16 protein-coding genes are annotated in these 16,109 nt (G+C 67.4%); 8 read left to right on the plus strand and 8 right to left on the minus strand.

Features of this window, described 5'->3' with window-relative positions; genetic code table 11:
- The first annotated feature begins 49 nt into the window (after nt 1–49).
- Nucleotides 50–1,177 (plus strand): NADH:flavin oxidoreductase, encoded by a 1,128-nt coding sequence (locus tag ACWF99_RS01170; RefSeq protein ID WP_378628804.1) that lies wholly within the window; start codon nt 50–52, stop codon nt 1,175–1,177.
- 24 nt (nt 1,178–1,201) lie between these two features.
- Here ACWF99_RS01170 and ilvD read toward each other — a convergent pair whose 3' ends face one another.
- Nucleotides 1,202–2,893, minus strand: a complete 1,692-nt coding sequence (gene ilvD / locus ACWF99_RS01175; protein WP_378652985.1) for a dihydroxy-acid dehydratase — start codon at nt 2,891–2,893, stop codon at nt 1,202–1,204.
- Nucleotides 2,894–2,955: 62 nt separating this feature from the next.
- A complete protein-coding gene (locus tag ACWF99_RS01180; protein WP_452533908.1) occupies nt 2,956–3,804 on the minus strand; it encodes an acyl-CoA thioesterase domain-containing protein in 849 nt (282 codons plus the stop codon).
- A 164-nt stretch (nt 3,805–3,968) separates the two neighbouring features.
- Here ACWF99_RS01180 and ACWF99_RS01185 point away from each other — a divergent pair, with 164 nt between their 5' ends.
- A complete protein-coding gene (locus tag ACWF99_RS01185; RefSeq protein ID WP_452533910.1) occupies nt 3,969–5,231 on the plus strand; it encodes a hypothetical protein in 1,263 nt (420 codons plus the stop codon).
- Here the strand turns inward: ACWF99_RS01185 and ACWF99_RS01190 are convergent.
- From ACWF99_RS01190 to ACWF99_RS01205, 4 genes are all read right to left on the minus strand, one after another.
- Nucleotides 5,209–5,682: a hypothetical protein gene (locus tag ACWF99_RS01190; RefSeq protein ID WP_452533912.1), complete on the minus strand. Its 474-nt coding sequence runs from the start codon at nt 5,680–5,682 to the stop codon at nt 5,209–5,211. The two genes, ACWF99_RS01185 and ACWF99_RS01190, sit on opposite strands and share 23 nt — an antisense overlap.
- The gene (locus tag ACWF99_RS01195) at nt 5,631–5,978 is read right to left on the minus strand and encodes a hypothetical protein (RefSeq protein WP_452533913.1); all 348 of its coding nucleotides are present in this window, start codon (nt 5,976–5,978) and stop codon (nt 5,631–5,633) included. The genes ACWF99_RS01190 and ACWF99_RS01195 overlap by 52 nt, the downstream gene beginning before the upstream one ends.
- Nucleotides 5,979–6,020: 42 nt before the next feature.
- Entirely contained in the window at nt 6,021–6,953 is a 933-nt protein-coding gene (locus tag ACWF99_RS01200; protein ID WP_452533914.1) for a fatty acid desaturase family protein, read from the minus strand.
- 154 nt (nt 6,954–7,107) lie between these two features.
- On the minus strand, nt 7,108–7,389 hold the full coding sequence (locus tag ACWF99_RS01205; protein WP_452533916.1) for a hypothetical protein: 282 nt from the start codon (nt 7,387–7,389) through the stop codon (nt 7,108–7,110).
- Between the two features lie 399 nt (nt 7,390–7,788).
- On the opposite strand from ACWF99_RS01205, the gene rph reads away from it, so the two are divergent.
- Complete coding sequence (rph, locus tag ACWF99_RS01210; protein WP_452533918.1) at nt 7,789–10,395, plus strand: rifamycin-inactivating phosphotransferase; 2,607 nt, start codon at nt 7,789–7,791, stop codon at nt 10,393–10,395.
- 58 nt (nt 10,396–10,453) lie between these two features.
- Nucleotides 10,454–11,509 (plus strand): Gfo/Idh/MocA family protein, encoded by a 1,056-nt coding sequence (locus tag ACWF99_RS01215; protein WP_452533919.1) that lies wholly within the window; start codon nt 10,454–10,456, stop codon nt 11,507–11,509.
- 31 nt (nt 11,510–11,540) lie between these two features.
- Here ACWF99_RS01215 and ACWF99_RS01220 read toward each other — a convergent pair whose 3' ends face one another.
- A complete protein-coding gene (locus ACWF99_RS01220; protein WP_452533921.1) occupies nt 11,541–12,485 on the minus strand; it encodes a LysR family transcriptional regulator in 945 nt (314 codons plus the stop codon).
- A gap of 108 nt (nt 12,486–12,593) precedes the next feature.
- Between ACWF99_RS01220 and fdxA the strand changes: the two genes are divergently transcribed.
- The 4 genes from fdxA to ACWF99_RS01240 all read left to right on the plus strand — a co-directional run bounded on the left by fdxA (nt 12,594) and on the right by ACWF99_RS01240 (nt 15,013).
- A complete protein-coding gene (gene fdxA / locus ACWF99_RS01225; protein ID WP_378628822.1) occupies nt 12,594–12,929 on the plus strand; it encodes a ferredoxin in 336 nt (111 codons plus the stop codon).
- A 91-nt stretch (nt 12,930–13,020) separates the two neighbouring features.
- Nucleotides 13,021–13,941, plus strand: a complete 921-nt coding sequence (locus ACWF99_RS01230; RefSeq protein WP_378628825.1) for a D-alanyl-D-alanine carboxypeptidase family protein — start codon at nt 13,021–13,023, stop codon at nt 13,939–13,941.
- A 121-nt stretch (nt 13,942–14,062) separates the two neighbouring features.
- Entirely contained in the window at nt 14,063–14,635 is a 573-nt protein-coding gene (locus ACWF99_RS01235; protein ID WP_378628827.1) for a hypothetical protein, read from the plus strand.
- A gap of 3 nt (nt 14,636–14,638) precedes the next feature.
- Complete coding sequence (locus tag ACWF99_RS01240; protein WP_378628829.1) at nt 14,639–15,013, plus strand: hypothetical protein; 375 nt, start codon at nt 14,639–14,641, stop codon at nt 15,011–15,013.
- Here ACWF99_RS01240 and ACWF99_RS01245 read toward each other — a convergent pair.
- Nucleotides 14,909–16,027 carry a hypothetical protein gene (locus tag ACWF99_RS01245; RefSeq protein WP_452533923.1) on the minus strand — a complete coding sequence of 373 codons (1,119 nt, stop codon included), beginning with the start codon at nt 16,025–16,027 and terminating at the stop codon, nt 14,909–14,911. The genes ACWF99_RS01240 and ACWF99_RS01245 overlap by 105 nt on opposite strands.
- Between the last annotated feature and the right edge of the window lie 82 nt (nt 16,028–16,109).

Genomic DNA, 16,109 nt, shown 5'->3' on the forward strand with positions numbered 1-16,109 from the left:
TTGAAGTTCTCAACCTTCGACTTTGTCAAGTACCTCTGAGGAGCACCCAGTGATCGTCACCCAGTCCGAGGCCTCCCGTACGGCCGAGATCCTGTCGCGGCCCGTCACGCTCAACGGCCTGACCGTCCCGAACCGCATCGTGATGGCGCCGATGACGCGGATGTTCTCGCCCGGCGGCGTTCCCGGTGACGATGTTCGGTCCTATTACGCCCGCCGCGCCGCCGCGGGCGTCGGTCTGATCGTCACCGAGGGAACCTACGTCGGCCATCAGTCGGCCGGGCAGAGCGATCGTGTGCCGCGGTTCCACGGTGAGGAACAGTTGGCGGGGTGGGCGAAGGTCGCCGAGGACGTCCACGCGGCAGGCGGCACGATCGTGCCGCAGCTGTGGCATATCGGCATGGTGCGCAATCAGGGCGAGCAGCCCTATGTCGACGCGCCCGCCGTCGGCCCGTCGGGCATTCGCGTCGACGGCACCGAAGGCACCGGCAAGGCGATGACCCAGCGTGACCTGGACGACGTCATCGGCGCCTTCGCCGAGGCCGCCGCGGCGGCTGAGCGCATCGGTTTCGACGGCGTCGAACTGCACGGTGCGCACGGCTATCTGCTCGACCAGTTCCTCTGGGAGCGCACGAACCGCCGCGACGATGTGTACGGCGGTGACGCGGTCGCCCGCACGAGGTTCGCGGCCGAGATCGTGGCCGCCGTCCGCGCGGTCGTCTCGCCCGAGTTCCCGGTGATCTTCCGCTACTCGCAGTGGAAGCAGGAGGCCTACGACGCCCGCCTGGCCGAGACGCCGCAGGAGCTCGAGGCGATCCTGGCCCCGCTCGCCGCGGCCGGTGTGGACGCCTTCCACGCCTCCACCCGCCGCTACTGGCTTCCGGAGTTCGACGACTCGGAGCTGAACCTGGCGGGCTGGACCAAGAAGCTCACCGGCAAGCCCACGATCACCGTCGGATCGGTCGGCCTCGACGGTGATTTCCTGCGTGCGTTCTCGGGCCAGGGTGCCGAGCTCGGCAGTCTCGACAACCTCCTCGATCGCATGGAGCGCGACGAATTCGACATGGTCGCCGTCGGTCGAGCCCTTCTCCAGGACCCGGAATGGGCCGCCAAGATCCTGGCGGGGCGGAGCGACGAGGTGAAGCCCTACGACGGGACGGCGCTGAAGACGCTGAGCTGAGCGATTCTCGCCGAGGCGGCGCCGTCAGCCGGTGACGGCGCCGTGTGCGGCCGAGCTGACGAGCTTGCGGTACTTCGACAGCACCCCCGAGGTGTACCTGGGCGGCAGCGGCTCCCAGCCGACCTTGCGGGCGGCGAGTTCGTTCTCGTCGATCTCGACATCGAGGATGCGGTTGGCGACATCGAGCACGATCGGGTCGCCGTCGCGGACGAACGCGATCGGGCCGCCGTCGACCGCTTCGGGCGCGACATGCCCCACGCACAATCCGGTGGTGCCGCCGGAGAACCGGCCGTCGGTGAGCAGCAGAACGTCCTTGCCGAGGCCGGCGCCCTTGATCGCGCCGGTGATGGCGAGCATCTCGCGCATGCCGGGTCCGCCCTTGGGGCCCTCGTTACGGATGACCACGACATCACCGGCCACGATGGTGCCGTCCTCGAGTGCGTTCATCGCAGCCCGTTCCCCGTCGAACACCCGGGCCGTGCCGCGGAAGACATCGGAGTCGAAACCGGCGCTCTTCACGACGGCGCCTTCGGGTGCGAGCGAGCCGTGCAGGATGGTGAGCCCGCCGGTGCGGTGGATCGGCCGGTCGAGGCGGCGGATGACGTCACCGTCGAGGCCGAGCTCGATGTGGGCGAGATTCTCGGCCATGGTCGCGCCCGTGACGGTCATGACGTCGCCGTGCATGAGACCGGCATCCAGCAGGGCCTTCATCACGACGGGGATGCCGCCGACCCTGTCGACGTCGTTCATGACATAGCGGCCGAACGGCTTGAGGTCGCCCAGGTGGGGCACCTTGTCACCGACCCGGTTGAAGTCGGCGAGAGTGAGGCCGACACCGGCCTCGCGGGCGATGGCCAGCAGGTGCAGCACGGCGTTGGTCGACCCGCCGAGCGCCATGACGACCGTGATGGCGTTCTCGAACGCCTCCATCGTCATGATGTCGCGGGCCGTGATCCCCTTGCGCAGCAATCCGACGACGGCCTCGCCGGACTTCTCGGCGAAATCGTCACGGCGACGGTCCGGGGCAGGCGGCGCAGCCGATCCTGGCAGGCTCATCCCGAGGGCCTCGGCCGCCGAGGCCATGGTGTTGGCCGTGTACATGCCGCCACACGCGCCTTCGCCGGGACAGATCGCCCGCTCGATGCGGTCGACCTCGGCGGGGGTGATCAGACCTTTGATGCAGGCACCGACAGCCTCGAACGCGTCGATGATCGTGACGTCCTTGCCGTCGATATTGCCGGGCAGGGTCGACCCCGCGTAGAGGAATACGCTCGCCAGGTCCAGTCGCGCGGCGGCCATCAGCATGCCCGGCAGGCTCTTGTCGCAGCCGGCGAGCAGCACCGAACCGTCGAGGCGCTCGGCCATCATCACGGTTTCGACCGAATCGGCGATGATCTCACGGCTGACCAGCGAGAAGTGCATCCCCTCGTGGCCCATCGAGATGCCGTCGGAGACCGATATCGTGCCGAACTCGAGCGGGAAACCGCCCCCGGCGTGGACACCGCGTTTGACCGCCTTGGCCAGCCGGTCGAGCGACAGATTGCACGGCGTGATCTCGTTCCAGCTCGAGGCCACACCGATCTGCGGTTTGACCCAGTCCTCGTCACCCATGCCGACCGCGCGGAGCATGCCACGAGCGGCAGTTTTCTCGAGACCATCGGTGACATCGCGGGAGCGTGGCTTGATGTCGACGGGCTGATCGGTGTCGTGTGCCATAGCGCAAGCCTACGAGGCCGGGTCATGAAATCGCCACGGCGGCGCAGCTGAGGCGGTGCGAACTAGTCCGCGGCCATGGGCGATGACGACGCCCCGATAGCGCTCAGGTCCGCGGGGCCACGGGTGTTGGCGAGGGAACTGACTGTCGCGGTACCGAATACGCCTTTGCGGTCATAGATCGCCGCAGTGCCCAGCGCGATGCCGTCCTGTGCCAGCCGGTCCAGGCCGACCAGCCCGGCTTCCTCCCCTTCCGGAAGCCTGGTCAACGTGAGCGTGGCATCGGCGTTGATGTACTCCAGGCCGTGGCTGCCGAGGTTGGTGACCACGTTCGTCACATCGGCGAGGCCCGCGACGAACTGGAACGGCGTCGGTTGCTCACCGACCACGACCGCGATCGGGCGGTGCCAGATCCCCGTGCGGGCCGCGTTGTGGTGGGTGCGGGCATCGGGACTCCAACCTTGCTCCTCGCTGAAGTACACGCGATCCCGATCGGGCGAGGGTTCGCGGTCGGCAGGCGGCGGATCCGCGGTCGTCTCCGGCGACCAGCAGATGCCGTCCGGTGTCGGGCCGGGGCGCAGATACAGCGCGCCGGCCCGCGCCACGGGGCGGCCGTCTTGGATCAGCACCGCATCGAACAACGACAATCGGCGGCCGTCGCGGATCACCTCGACACGAGTTGTGCAGGGCCGCATGAACACCGGGCGGAACAGGTCGAGCGTCCACCGCACCGGCCGCAAGTCGCTCCGGTCGCGAACGATGAGCTCGCGCTCCACCGCGCGCGCCAGGACCGCGCCGACAGCCATCCCGCGCAACTGCCCACCGATCCATCCGCTGCTCGCCTCGGGTTCGGGATGGAGTACCTCGGTGCCGCCGATCGGATCGGATTGTGCGCGAAAGAATGCATGACTCACCGGCGGACTCCTTAGGCATGGGCAGTCTCGCCGAACGCGCGGCACCGGTGGCGCGCGACTGACAGATGCCCGGATCTGAGAGTCGGCGATTTATCCATGATGCGGCCATCGGGAGGGTGCGGCTACTCGGCCGTGCAAGATCACAGCCTGCGTTAGGCTCGGATATGGCCCACCGATCTGTTGTTCTCGGTGCGATGCTCATCGCGGTGTCGTCGCTCTGCGCGTGCACTGTGTTCGGCCGCGGCGAGGATGATCCGCCTGCCGCGCGTGACGCGGATGTGTTGGTGTCGATCGCTGAGTCGGCGGGGTTCCTGGAGACCGGCCGTGTCGGGAGCCGACGCGTTCCCTTCTTCGAATTGCGGCGCGACGGTACGGTTTTCACCTACGTGGACGACGGTGCCGAGCAGAGCGTGTTCGGCGTGTACTGGGCCCAGCTCACCGAGGACGGCATCGAGCAAGTTCGCGCGTGGTTCGGCGAACTCTCCTTCGACGATGCCCACTACCGCGAGTTCTCGCCGCCGACGGACCAGCCGACGACGGTGGTGTACGCGAACTTCGATGGGCCGGTGGGTGTCTCGGTCTACGGCCTGGACACCGACTCCCGCACGCGTTCCGGCAATGGTGAGGTGCGCAGGCTGGGGAACGTGATCGATCGTTTGCGAGCACTGCCCGATGACGAGCAGCTCACGGTGCGGCGTCGTGCGCCGTACACGCCGACCGCCCTCGATATCGCGTTCCAGCCCGCGGTCTCACCGGATGACGAGCCGTTGCCTGCGCCGACCAATTGGCCTTTCGCCATCCCGCTCACGCAGCGCACCCTGGGTGTCGGCGGCTACGGCAGAGCCCTGTGCGCCACTGTCGACGGCTCCGAAGCTGCCACGATCGTCGAGCTCATGGCCGGACGCGACGAGGACACCCCACCACATTGGACCACCGGGGCGGCACCCGGGTCTGGACATCCCACCTCGGTCCTGGTGACTGCGAACGCGCTCCTGCGCGGTCAATCCGGGTGCAGTGCAGTGGCATCGAGTCCGGTGTCGTCGAATCGTGTTGTCGTCGAGCCGCTCCAGGACGTGGTACTCGCCGATCCATCGGGCTGGCAGGGCCGCTATCCGGCCGACCGGTTCACCACCGCGACGAGCCTGGAAATCTATGCTGCGGTGCCGATTCTGGTCCGCGATCTCGAGGCCAGAGAGGCGAGCGAGGACACGGACGGCACCGGCGACAGCATCGAACTCCACGTGCCGACCGGCTCGGACATCACCTGGTACGACTACGAAGTCGTGGCCGCCGAGGCGGGCGGCTCCCGCTACCTCGACCTGTCGGCCCGCTACCAGGGCATGGCTCCCGATCCCTGGGAGCCACCGACCTGGCACGCCCGCATCGCACTCGGCCCCGAGACCGTCACCAACCTCGACCTGCACTGATCCGCTGCGAACCCGTCGCTCCTGTCGGATGCCGGATCCACACATTGGGCTCCACGTAGACCGCGACACCGTGCTCGACCGAACACGACATCGGGGCCAGCGCTGTGGGCACGAGTACCTGCCCGCTGGTGTCGAACGGCAGGCCGGTCCACGCACGCCATTCCTCCAGCGTCCCAGGAATAACCATGGATCGCGGTGCGATCTTGTCGATCGTGCCGCCGGCCCGGACGTGTACGCGCAGCCACGGGTCGACCGGCAGCCCATCCGCCCTCGTCAGCCCGGCGTAGACACTCATCGGTTGTTCGATGTCGGCTTTTCCGTTGGGGCGCACGGGCGCCACGAGCTCGGCGAATCCGAGCCGAGCGGCGTTGTCCCGCAGAGCGGCAAGGATTTCCGCGCTCAGCCCGGTGCCCTGCCTGCTCGGTTCGATGACGATCTCGATCGCGGACACCGTGTCTGGCTGTGCGCCGGTCGCCGAGGTGTGGATGCCGCGGCGAATCGCACCGTCCCAGCCGTCGTCCGGGAGGTCGGCCGCACCGAGCCGGAACGGGAGGAATAGGCCCGGCCCACCACCTCGCCCGCCTCGTCCTGGCAGACCAGGATGTAGTCGGCGAACCGATCGAGCATCGAGTAGTACAGGTTGCCGACGGGGTCGTGGCGCATGAATTCAGGCCAGGAGTCGGTCATTCCGGTGAAGGCGTCGTACAGATCGGGGCGGTCCGCGAGAACCGAAATCGTCAGCGGCATGGATCTACGATGCCTCACCCGGCGCCGCGGGATCGAGCGAAATCAGGTCAGTTCGATCGGACCGCGGAGTTGACGGGCAACCGCGCGGAACCAGCCGAGGTGGTAGTGAGCGCCTTCGGAGTCGAATCGGGAGCGCAGCTCGTACCAGCGCAGACCGGGGTGGCGGTGGTGCACATCGTGCAGATTGAAGCTGAGGGCGAAGCGCTCGAGTGTGCGGGGCAGGCGCAGATTCATTGCTGCTCTGGGTGATTCGAGGTCGGTGCCGTAGTGGTAGGCGTTGTCGGAGAGGGAGATGATGAGGGCGCGGCCGCCGATCGCGGCGAGCAGCATCCAGCCGTGTGGGCCGTAGGCGAGGAACGCGGCGGTGTGGAGGACGACGATCGCGGCAGCGTCGGTGCGGAACTTGCCCAGAACCGCCGGCTGGGCGACACGCTCGAGGACGAGACCACCGACCGAATCGGGTGCGTCCACTCGACGTCCCAGTGCGCGAATGGTTCGCTCGGGCATCGGCGCGAGCAGTAGCGCGAGCACTTCGAGCAGGTACAAACCGCCGAACAGTTTCAGATAGAACGGGGGAGCGGCGGCTCGCAGAGTGGTCGTCGCCGGGTCATAGATCTCGCTGCGCTCACGGACCCGGCTGTATCGATGGTGGAGCAGGTGGCCCACTTTCAGCATCGCGAAGGGCGATCCGTACACCACCGCCAGCATGCGTCCCATCCGGTCGTTGCGGGTCCGATTCTGTAGCAGCGACCCGTGAACGGCCTCGTGGATCAGTGCCCAGAACGGCGTGATGGTCAGCGTCAGCGGCACCAGGGCCCAACCCCACGCCGCATCCAGTGGGAGCAGTGCCAGCGGGATCACGAACAGCTGGGTGACGCCGATTGTCAACGCCAGCACGATGAGTCGCACATTCACCAGGTCCCCGCCGACAGCTCGCGGTACATCGGACGGGCGCGGGGTGCGAGTTCGAGTCATGGTGCAGCGGTGCTCCGGGTAGATCAGGCAAACTCCGCCTCTATCCTGCCATCAGCGCACCCACGTGTGGCAGGCCCGAAGGTGCCGTGAACTCGGTGTTCGCCGACAATTCAGCAGGGATGCACCCGCATCCCCCACTGCCGCACCGGTATGGCTAGGTGTTCTGCTGCTCCGGTTCGATATCGAGCTGGAGGGGGAACTGGCTCACGGTCCATGCGGCCACCGCGGTCGACGCCAGGACGTGGATCAGGTAGATCGTGCAGACCAGGCCGATGCCGTAGTCGCGCATCCACGCACCGAGGGGAATCAGGGCCACCAGGTCGAGGCCGAGCATCAGTAGCGACAGGAGCAGGGCAGGCGCGGCCCAGGACGGCGGGGCCGGTTCGACGGAAGAATCGGTCGTGGGCAGGGAGTCGAAAGGGTTCTCGGTGGCCATGGTGTCCTCACAGGCAAAGCCGGGGGCTGGACGCTGCGTGCTAGCTGATCTGTCACATATTCGGGGTCGCAGGCGGCCCGGATCGGCGCGCGAGGTGAAAATCTCGGCATCCGCAATCGATGGGCAACATGGCACAAGCGCCCGTCACGCGGCAGCGGTCGGCTTTCGGAGGCCGGTCGTCTCGCGATGTGGCAACCCGAGTCCGATCAAGGCGGATCGGGGCTGTGGTCGACTGGAATCCGGTGTGGTCACGGATTTGCCGCCGGTGTCGGGCGCACGAACGCTCCCGTTGCTTTCCCCCCTTCTACTGTATACACGATTCCGGGCCCTCATGAGGCGCTGAATCCTGGTCCATAATCGCTCGCGTTAGACCGAAACCACCAGGTGAGGAGTAGCGGGATGGCCTATGTGCTCGGGTTCGACGAGATTGATCGAACAATGGTCGCGATCGTCGGCGGTAAGGGTGCGAACCTCGGTGAGTTGTCGCGGATCGACGGTGTCGAGGTGCCCGACGGGTTCTGCGTGACCACCGATGCCTTCGATCGGACGGTGGCGGGGGAGCCGGCGCTCGATGCTCGGCTCGACGAGGTGTCGCGCCTCGAGCCATGTGATCGGGCCTCGATCTCCCGGCTGAGCGCGCAGCTGCGGCGCATGATCGAGGAGCTGGTCGTGCCGGACGCGGTCGTGGAGGCGATCCTCGCCGCGCATACTCGGCTCGGAGCAGAGGACGGCTGTGCCGTGCGATCCAGTGCGACGGCCGAGGATCTGCCGGGCGCCTCGTTCGCCGGCCAGCAGGACACCTTCCTGAATGTCGTGGGATCGGCGGCGATCGTCGAGCATGTCCGCCGGTGCTGGGGTTCGCTGTTCACCGAGCGAGCGGTCACCTATCGACTGCGAAACGGCTTCGACCAGAAGAAGATCCGGATGGGTGTGGTCGTGCAGCGGATGGTGTTCGCGCGCGCCGCCGGCATCCTGATGACGGCCGACCCCCTCACCGGCGACCGGACGGTCGTGTCCATCGACGCCGGTTTCGGTCTCGGTGAGGCGCTCGTGTCGGGTCTGGTCAATGCCGACGTCTACCGGGTTCGCGACGACCACATCACCGACAAGACGATCGCCACCAAGAAGATTCGCGTGGAGCCGGTCCCGGCAGGCGGCACCCAGGTGCGCGAGATCGCGGGAGAACACCGGAACGAGCCGGTCCTCTCCGATGAGCAGGTGTTGCGGCTCGCGCGGCTCGGCCGCCACATCGAAGCGCATTTCGGCAGCCCTCAGGACATCGAATGGTGTTCGGACGGTGATGTTTTCCGCGTCGTGCAGAGCAGGCCGATCACCAGCCTGTTCCCGATCCCCGCCGCCGACGACGGGGAGAACCACGTCTATGTGTCGGTGGGCCATCAGCAGATGATGACCGACGCGATGAAGCCGCTGGGGCTCTCGGTGTGGCAGCTGACGAGCAACGCGCCGATGCGCGACGCGGGCGGCCGGTTGTTCGTCGATGTCACCGCGATGGTGTCCGTCCCGGCGAAAGGCGCCGCCTTGGCGGCGGGACTCGGCAAGTCCGACCCGCTGATGGGGGACGCGCTGCGCACAGTGCTCGAGCGCGGTGATTTCGTTCGTCCAGTGCCAGAAGAGGATTCCGGCGCACCGGCGGCGCCGTTCGGTACCGCCCCCGCGCCGATCGAAACCGATCCCGATATCGTCACCGCGCTCATCGCGCAGAGCGAGGCATCGCTGGCGGCCATGAAGCGCGACATCGCGGATCTGTCGGGACCGCCGCTGCTCGACTTCATCCGGACCGATATCCAGCAGGAGCTGCGGCGGGTCCTGTTCGCTCCCCAGGGTTTGCAGGTGATCATGGCCGCGATGGAGGCCACGGAGTGGCTCAACGATCGATTGCGGGAATGGCTGGGCGAGAAGAACGCCGCCGACGCACTCACCCAGTCGGTCCCCGGCAACGTGACATCGGAGATGGGTCTGGCGTTGCTGGATGTCGCCGATGTGATCCGCCCGCATCCGGAGGTGGTGGCTTACCTGGAGCGGATCGAGGGCGACGATTTCCTGGACGGTCTGGCCGATCACCCGGGCGGAGACGACGCACGAGCCGCGATCGAGGGGTTCCTCGGCAAGTACGGCATGCGCTGCACCGGCGAAATCGACATCACCCGGCCGCGCTGGAGCGAGAGTCCCGCCACGCTGGTACCGACGATTCTCGGCAATATCAAGAACTTCGGGCCGGGCGAGGGCAGGCGTCGCTTCGAGGACGGCCTGCGCGAGGCCGAACAATCGGAACAACAGATTCTGCGACGCCTGCGCGCCCTCCCCGAGGGGGAGCAGAAGGCCGCGGAGACCGCGCGGATGATCGAGCGTGTCCGCACGTTCTCCGGATATCGGGAGTACCCGAAATACGGCATGGTCAGCCGCTACTTCGTCTACAAGCAGGCGCTGCTGCGCGAAGCCGAACGGCTGGTGCGGGCCGGTGTACTCGACGAGTCCGGCGACATCTTCTTCCTGAGATTCGACGAGCTGCAGGAGGTCGTTCGCACGCAACTGGCCGACCGGGGCCTCGTCGACGAACGACAAGACGCGTTCCGGTCGTATCGGTCGCTCACCGCGCCGCGAGTGCTCACCTCCGACGGTGAGGCCCTCGCCGGGGCATATCGGCGTGAGGACCTTCCCGCCGGGGCACTGCCAGGCTTGGCGGTCTCGGCCGGGACGATCGAAGGGCGCGCCCGCGTCATCGCCGACATCGCGCAGGCCGACCTGGCATCCGGTGACATCCTGGTCACCGCCTACACCGATCCGAGCTGGACCCCGCTGTTCGTCGGGATAGCGGGACTGGTGACCGAAGTGGGCGGCCTGATGACCCACGGTGCGGTGATCGCCCGCGAATACGGCCTCCCCGCCGTCGTCGGCGTGGAACACGCCACGGAGCTGATCCGCGACGGGCAGCGCATCCGCGTGAACGGCACCGACGGTTACGTCGAGATCCTTGCGGAGTGGTAGGCAACTGATCGAGGGGGAGTGACCTGCTCGGCAAGAAGTATCCAGGAGGCATCAAGCCATGCGCGTAGGTGTGGTCGGTTTGGGAATGGGCTTGTATCTGGCGACGTGGTGTCGGCGATTGGGTATGGAGGTGGTCGCCTCCTGCGATCGTGACCCGGCCCGGCGGGCAGAAGCGGCCGTTCACCTGTCATCGGCGGCCGTGTTCGAGGATTGGCGCGTCCTGCTGGACTACGACCTCGACGGGGTGGTCCTCGCGAACGATTTCGACGAGCACGCCCCCTTGGCCGTCGCCTTCCTCGACCGCGGAATCCACGTGCTCTCCGAATCCGCCGCGTGTGCGGACGAGCGGCAAGCGATCGCGCTGCTCGCGGCCGAACGACGCTCGGCCGCGACGTACTCGTTCGCCGAGAACTACGTCTTCCATCCGCATGTCCGGCTCCTTCGAAAAGCCGTGGAAGCCAGGGAGATCGGACGGGTGACGCTTGTCGAGGCGGACTATCTGCACGCGATGTCGCCCGATGATGTCTCGGGCCTGATCGGCGATCCGAATCACTGGCGTGGTCGTATCGAGCCGACGGCGTACTGCACGCACACCCTGTCGCCGATCCTCGCTCTCACCGGCGAGCTGCCGACCGAGGTGACGGCCTTTCCGGTCGACACCACCGATTCCAGGTCCGCGGTGGTCATGGTGGTCCGGCTCAGCGGCGGTGGGTTGGCCGTGACCCGGCACGGATTCCTGCAAGGCGAACCGGACAGCCACTGGAGCTGGGTCTCGGTGCGCGGTACCGAGGGGCTCGCCGAATCGGTTCGCGCACCGGGCGCTCGCGCCTGGTCGGTGCGCGTGCGCAAAGAAGGCTGGACGACTGGTGACGGCGTCACCCGCGACGAGGAACGCGCACCCGCCGCCGTGACGCTGCCGGACGGCACCCTGGTCGAACCGAAGGCTGAGGGCACGGTACGAATCCTCGAAGGCTTTCGTGCGTGTGTCGAGCGGGGTGCGCTACCGCTGGTGCCCGTCGGCCCGGCGGTCGCGGCGTCGCTGGTCGGTGTCGTGGGTGCGCGCTCTCTGCGCAGCGGGTCGTGCCCGGTGCCGATGCCGAATCTGTCCGTGTGAGCGAAGATCCCCGTGCCAGGCAAACGATCGGTCAGTCTCGCGGCGGTCGTCGTACTGTCGGTCGGGCCGCTTCGATGCGGGCGGCGAGGTCGACCAGGTCGCCCGCGGGGCCGGATGGTGGCGTGCTGCGGTGCCAGATGGCACGGAACTTTCGGGTCAGAACCAGCGAATCGGCCAAGTCGACCTCGTGCAGAGTGCCCGCACGGAGTTCGTGGGCGACGATCAGCCGGCTGACCACCGCGGGCGCGAGTCCGCTGCGGGTGGTCGCGAGAATGGCTGCGGCGGAACCGAGTTCGGCCGCAGGCCGCGCGGGGGTGCCGTGGATCTGTAGCGCGGCCCACACGGTGTCCCGTGTCCCGGATCCCTTCTCGCGCCACACCAGCGGCGTATCGGCGAGTTCGCGTGGGCTCACCGGGCGCGTGCGGGTGGCCCACGGATGGGTAGATGCGACGACAACGACCAGCTCGTCGGCCACGAGTACCCGGCTCCCCAGCCCCGCGGGCGCCTGCGGGCCCTCGACGAATCCGAGCACGACCTCGCGATCGCGCACCGCTGTGGTCACCTGCTGGGAGTTCGCCACGTCGAGTTCGACGGCGAGCTCGGGCCGGAGCTTGCGCAATGCCGCCAGCCACTGCGGAATCCGATGGTCGGCAATGGTTTTCGAGGCGATGACATGCAGTTGTGGTGGCAGTTCGCGGTGCAGTTCCGCGACACCGTCCATCAGGGCGAGTCCCGCGGCCAGTACCGGCCGACCCAGTTCGACCACGGCCGCACCGGCATCGGTCAAGGCCGAACCGGTGGGTCCGCGATCGATCAGCCGCAGCCGCAGCCGCCGTTCCAACGCGCTGATGCGCATGCCGACCGCGGGCTGGCTGATGCCGTGTCGGCGCGCCGCGGCGCCGAGGCTGCCCAGCTCTGCCACCGATACCAGGAGATCGAGTACCTCCAGATCAGGCGTTCCGGGGGGCAAGCTCATAAGGAAACCTTACGAGGTGGTGGATATCGAGGGCTACCCGCCCGCGAGCGTGCGCAGCAGGATCAGCACTACCGCAAGTTGCGGGCCAGTACAGCTGAGGAGCACAACATGACGTTCGTGGTCGGCGCCGCCTGCGTGGACATCCTGGATCGGGCCTGCATCGAGGAGTGCCCGATCGACTGCATCTTCATCGGCGATCGGATGGCCTACATCCAGCCCGACGAGTGCATCGACTGCGGCGCGTGCGAACCGGCCTGCCCGGTCGAGGCGATCTACTACGAAGACGATCTGCCGCCCGGCCAAGAACAGTTCGTCACCGAGAACGTCCGCTTCTTCCACGAACCGCTACCCGGACGGGCCGAGCCACTCGGTCAGCCGGGCGGCGCGAGCTCGGTCGGTGTACTCGGCGTCGACACGATCTATGTCCGGGAGTTCCAGGCATAGTTCCGGCGGGTTGGACCGCAACGGCAACGAGTTCGGTGAATCGAGGGGGTAAATCCCGCAGGTCGGCGTAGTTGTACGCCAGAATGTCGCCATGCGGACATTCGCCAAGGTGTTGCACGCCGTCACTGTCGGGGTTCTGATCGTTGCCGCTGGTCACGGTGTTGCGGCGGCCGCACCCTCCGGGAGTGCTGACGGTCTGCTGCCGTGGCCGGCCGCTGGGCCCGACGGTGTGCAGGCCTCGGGCGCGGCGTTGGCGGAGGGGCTCACCGGGACGGTGGTGTGGTCGCGCGAGGCGAACACCCCGGTCCCGATCGCCAGTATCGCGAAGGTGATGACGGCGGTGGTCGTGATCGTCAGCGGTGACCTCGAACGGCCGGTGACGGTGCCGCAGGAAGCGGGCGCCTACTGTGCCAGGGAAAACGGCAGCACCGCGGGACTGGTTCCCGGTGAGGTGCTCACCGCGCGCCAACTGCTCTACGCGCTGCTGCTGCCGTCGGGCTGCGACGCCGCCTACACCGTCGCCGAGTCGTTCGGTCCCGGTCAGGGTGGTTTCCTGGCCAGGATGAACGACACTGCGCGGGTGATGGGTTTGGCCGGAACGCATTTCAGTGACCCGGCCGGTATGCCCTATCCCACCGATCACTCCACCTATTCCACCCCGGCGGACCTGGTCGCACTGGGTGTGCGGGCGATGAACCTGCCGCTGTTCCGCGAGATCGTCGGCGCCCGGGACTTCCACGTTCCCGCCGGACCCGCCAACCGCGAGCACCGGTGGGAAACGACCAACCGCATGCTCGACGAATATCCCGGCACCATCGGCATCAAGACCGGCAACACCGACGCCGCGGGACACTGCCTGATGTTCGAGACGGTGCGCGCCGGCATCCCGCTGATCGGTGTCGTCCTGCACAGCTCCGACCACAGCAGCGCCGCCGCGCGGCAGGACGCCGAACGCATGCTGAACTGGGCCTACGACCCGATTCTGCGCGTTCTGCAACCAGTCGGGGGCTGACGACCGGCGCGATCCCGGCGCAACGCTTAGCATTCGGGATGTGCGCGGTGGCAGATGGTTTCGGGTCCTCGTTTGCCTGGTCGTACTGGGCACCAGTGGGTGCGTGGGCGCGGTGGACCGGGTGGATTTCGAGGATCAGCTGCGAGCGCGCGGCGGCGGGTTGGTGAGTTCGTTGCCGCAGGAGGCCATCGCGGCGCTGAGCCGGCGAACCGGTGCCACCGACCTCGAAGCGAACGTCATCATGCTCACCCCACCGAATTCGACCCAGTTCCGCCTCACCTTGAACGACCAACCCGCCCAGATAACCCGATATCTGTCCGGCGACGAGGTACTGGCCGCTCGGGAACCCACCGTGCGCCTGCGCGTTCGGCCACCTGATCGATCCCGGCAGCTCGACGACTACTCCTTCGCTCTCGGCGCCCTCAGCGCACCACGTCCGGTTCGGGTCTCCGCCGCCGACGACCTCGACGGCGAGGATTTCGCCGTCAGCGAGGTACCCGGTCTGTCGCGAATCGAGGACATCGTCGACACCGCCCTCGCCCGAAGCGCGCTGCCCGGCGGGCAGGTGACCGTCATCGTGGTGAGCCGTTTCGGCCGCGAGATCCGCATCGTCGCCAATGTCTTGTCGCCACGCTCGGAGATGGTCGCCGAATTCGACCGGACCGGCACCTTCCTTCGAGTGCGGCAGGTATAGCGAATGCGACGCGTCCTGATTTCCGCGGTGTCACTCGCTTGCGCCGCCGCCTTCCTCACCATTCTCATCGCTGTTGCCATCTGGCCGGGCGAAGCGAAACTCACCGCACCCCTGTTCTGCTCACCGACGGCCACCACGCCGGTCGTCGTCTCGGACACCTTCCACGACTCCGAAGGAACCTCGACCAACTTCACCCTGTATTGCGTCAGTGACCGCGGGTTTCTCACCGACGAGGGCTTCGCGCTCCCCGTGCTGGCGCTCTTCGTCGCCCATCTACTGATCTTGATCGCCCTGTTCGTCCTCGCCACCCTGATCGGCCGCATCGGACAGCGGACCGAGCGGTCCGATGGGCAGGTCGAACGGTTGCGAGACAGCTGACGCCGGAAGGCCGCCGTCACCTTCCAGGTCGACCTGCAGATCCACCGAGAAGTGGTCGATCGGTAGTGGATTCCCCGACTCGGTCATCGTCAGATTCTCCGAACCGAGCCCGACTCGGTGCAGGAAGACCACGGTGACAGTGGCGGCGGTCCGTGCCCGGTCGGTCGGCCACATCCGGGTGGCGCTGCCGTCACCGCAGTCGACGAAGCCGAGCCGGTCCAGGTGTGGGCGGGTGGCCTCGGTGGTGAAGGCGCGCAGGCGGATCTCGGTCGGCGACAGCTCGAGTTGGGCGTAGCGATCCGGTGTCTTGTCGCGGTCGAAGAAGTGCAGGACAAGCGGTTCGGGACCGGGGCCCAGCGCTCGCATGGCGAGGTGCACGCTGCCCAGCAGGTCGGTCAGCAGACCACGCAGGTGGCCGAGGGTGTAGACGCTCCAGATCTCGCTGCCGCGCCCGGCCGAACCGGCCGACCAGGTGAAGCTGACCTCGTAATCGTCGGCGCTCGTGACCGAGACATCGTGCTCATCGTTCGGGACCCGGTCGGCTTCGTCGATGAGATCCGGGTAGTGGTACTGGGTTCTCCAATTCCACCACCTGCGTTGGGCATCTGCATCGAGGGACTCGATCCGTAGCGTCACCGTGCCGTGGTCGGAGAGCTCGAGGATGCGCAGGGCGTCGCCGTCGACCCAGCCGACGCCGAGATCCGACAGGCCGCAAAACCATGTCGGCGCACCCCACGTCGTCACCGTCAGGTCCAGGTAGTGACGGAACAGTTCGGGCGCGATGGTCGCGACGGCGATGGACAGGTGCGCGCGCTGCTTACCGTCGGCACCGCGGTCGTCGTCGATGCGGCCACCGGACGGTGTTCCCGGGATGACCACCACGCCGTCACCCGGACACAGCCACCCCGCAGTACCGCACACGTGCTCGATGTCGAGCCGGGTGACGGTGCGGAAGTCGCTCGCGCACAGCTGCGTCAGCAAGTCGGCGAACCAGGCATCGGGCACGGTGTCCATACCCGAGCACGCTAGCGCTGAGCACCGACACGAAACCGTTTCGACGAATCACCGAAACTGTTGCCCCGCTTGGCTATCGGGC

It is taken from the genome of Nocardia sp. NPDC055002, assembly GCF_053608825.1.

What these genes read in the sequence shown, in the direction of transcription:
- ilvD (WP_378652985.1), bottom strand. Translation starts at nt 2,893, where the DNA reads ATGGCACACGACACCGATCAGCCCGTCGACATCAAGCCACGCTCCCGC.
- ACWF99_RS01185 (WP_452533910.1), top strand. Translation starts at nt 3,969, where the DNA reads ATGGCCCACCGATCTGTTGTTCTCGGTGCGATGCTCATCGCGGTGTCG.
- ACWF99_RS01195 (WP_452533913.1), bottom strand. Translation starts at nt 5,978, where the DNA reads ATGCCGCTGACGATTTCGGTTCTCGCGGACCGCCCCGATCTGTACGAC.
- ACWF99_RS01200 (WP_452533914.1), bottom strand. Translation starts at nt 6,953, where the DNA reads ATGACTCGAACTCGCACCCCGCGCCCGTCCGATGTACCGCGAGCTGTC.
- ACWF99_RS01205 (WP_452533916.1), bottom strand. Translation starts at nt 7,389, where the DNA reads ATGGCCACCGAGAACCCTTTCGACTCCCTGCCCACGACCGATTCTTCC.
- rph (WP_452533918.1), top strand. Translation starts at nt 7,789, where the DNA reads ATGGCCTATGTGCTCGGGTTCGACGAGATTGATCGAACAATGGTCGCG.
- ACWF99_RS01215 (WP_452533919.1), top strand. Translation starts at nt 10,454, where the DNA reads ATGCGCGTAGGTGTGGTCGGTTTGGGAATGGGCTTGTATCTGGCGACG.
- ACWF99_RS01220 (WP_452533921.1), bottom strand. Translation starts at nt 12,485, where the DNA reads ATGAGCTTGCCCCCCGGAACGCCTGATCTGGAGGTACTCGATCTCCTG.
- fdxA (WP_378628822.1), top strand. Translation starts at nt 12,594, where the DNA reads ATGACGTTCGTGGTCGGCGCCGCCTGCGTGGACATCCTGGATCGGGCC.
- ACWF99_RS01230 (WP_378628825.1), top strand. Translation starts at nt 13,021, where the DNA reads ATGCGGACATTCGCCAAGGTGTTGCACGCCGTCACTGTCGGGGTTCTG.
- ACWF99_RS01240 (WP_378628829.1), top strand. Translation starts at nt 14,639, where the DNA reads ATGCGACGCGTCCTGATTTCCGCGGTGTCACTCGCTTGCGCCGCCGCC.
- ACWF99_RS01245 (WP_452533923.1), bottom strand. Translation starts at nt 16,027, where the DNA reads ATGGACACCGTGCCCGATGCCTGGTTCGCCGACTTGCTGACGCAGCTG.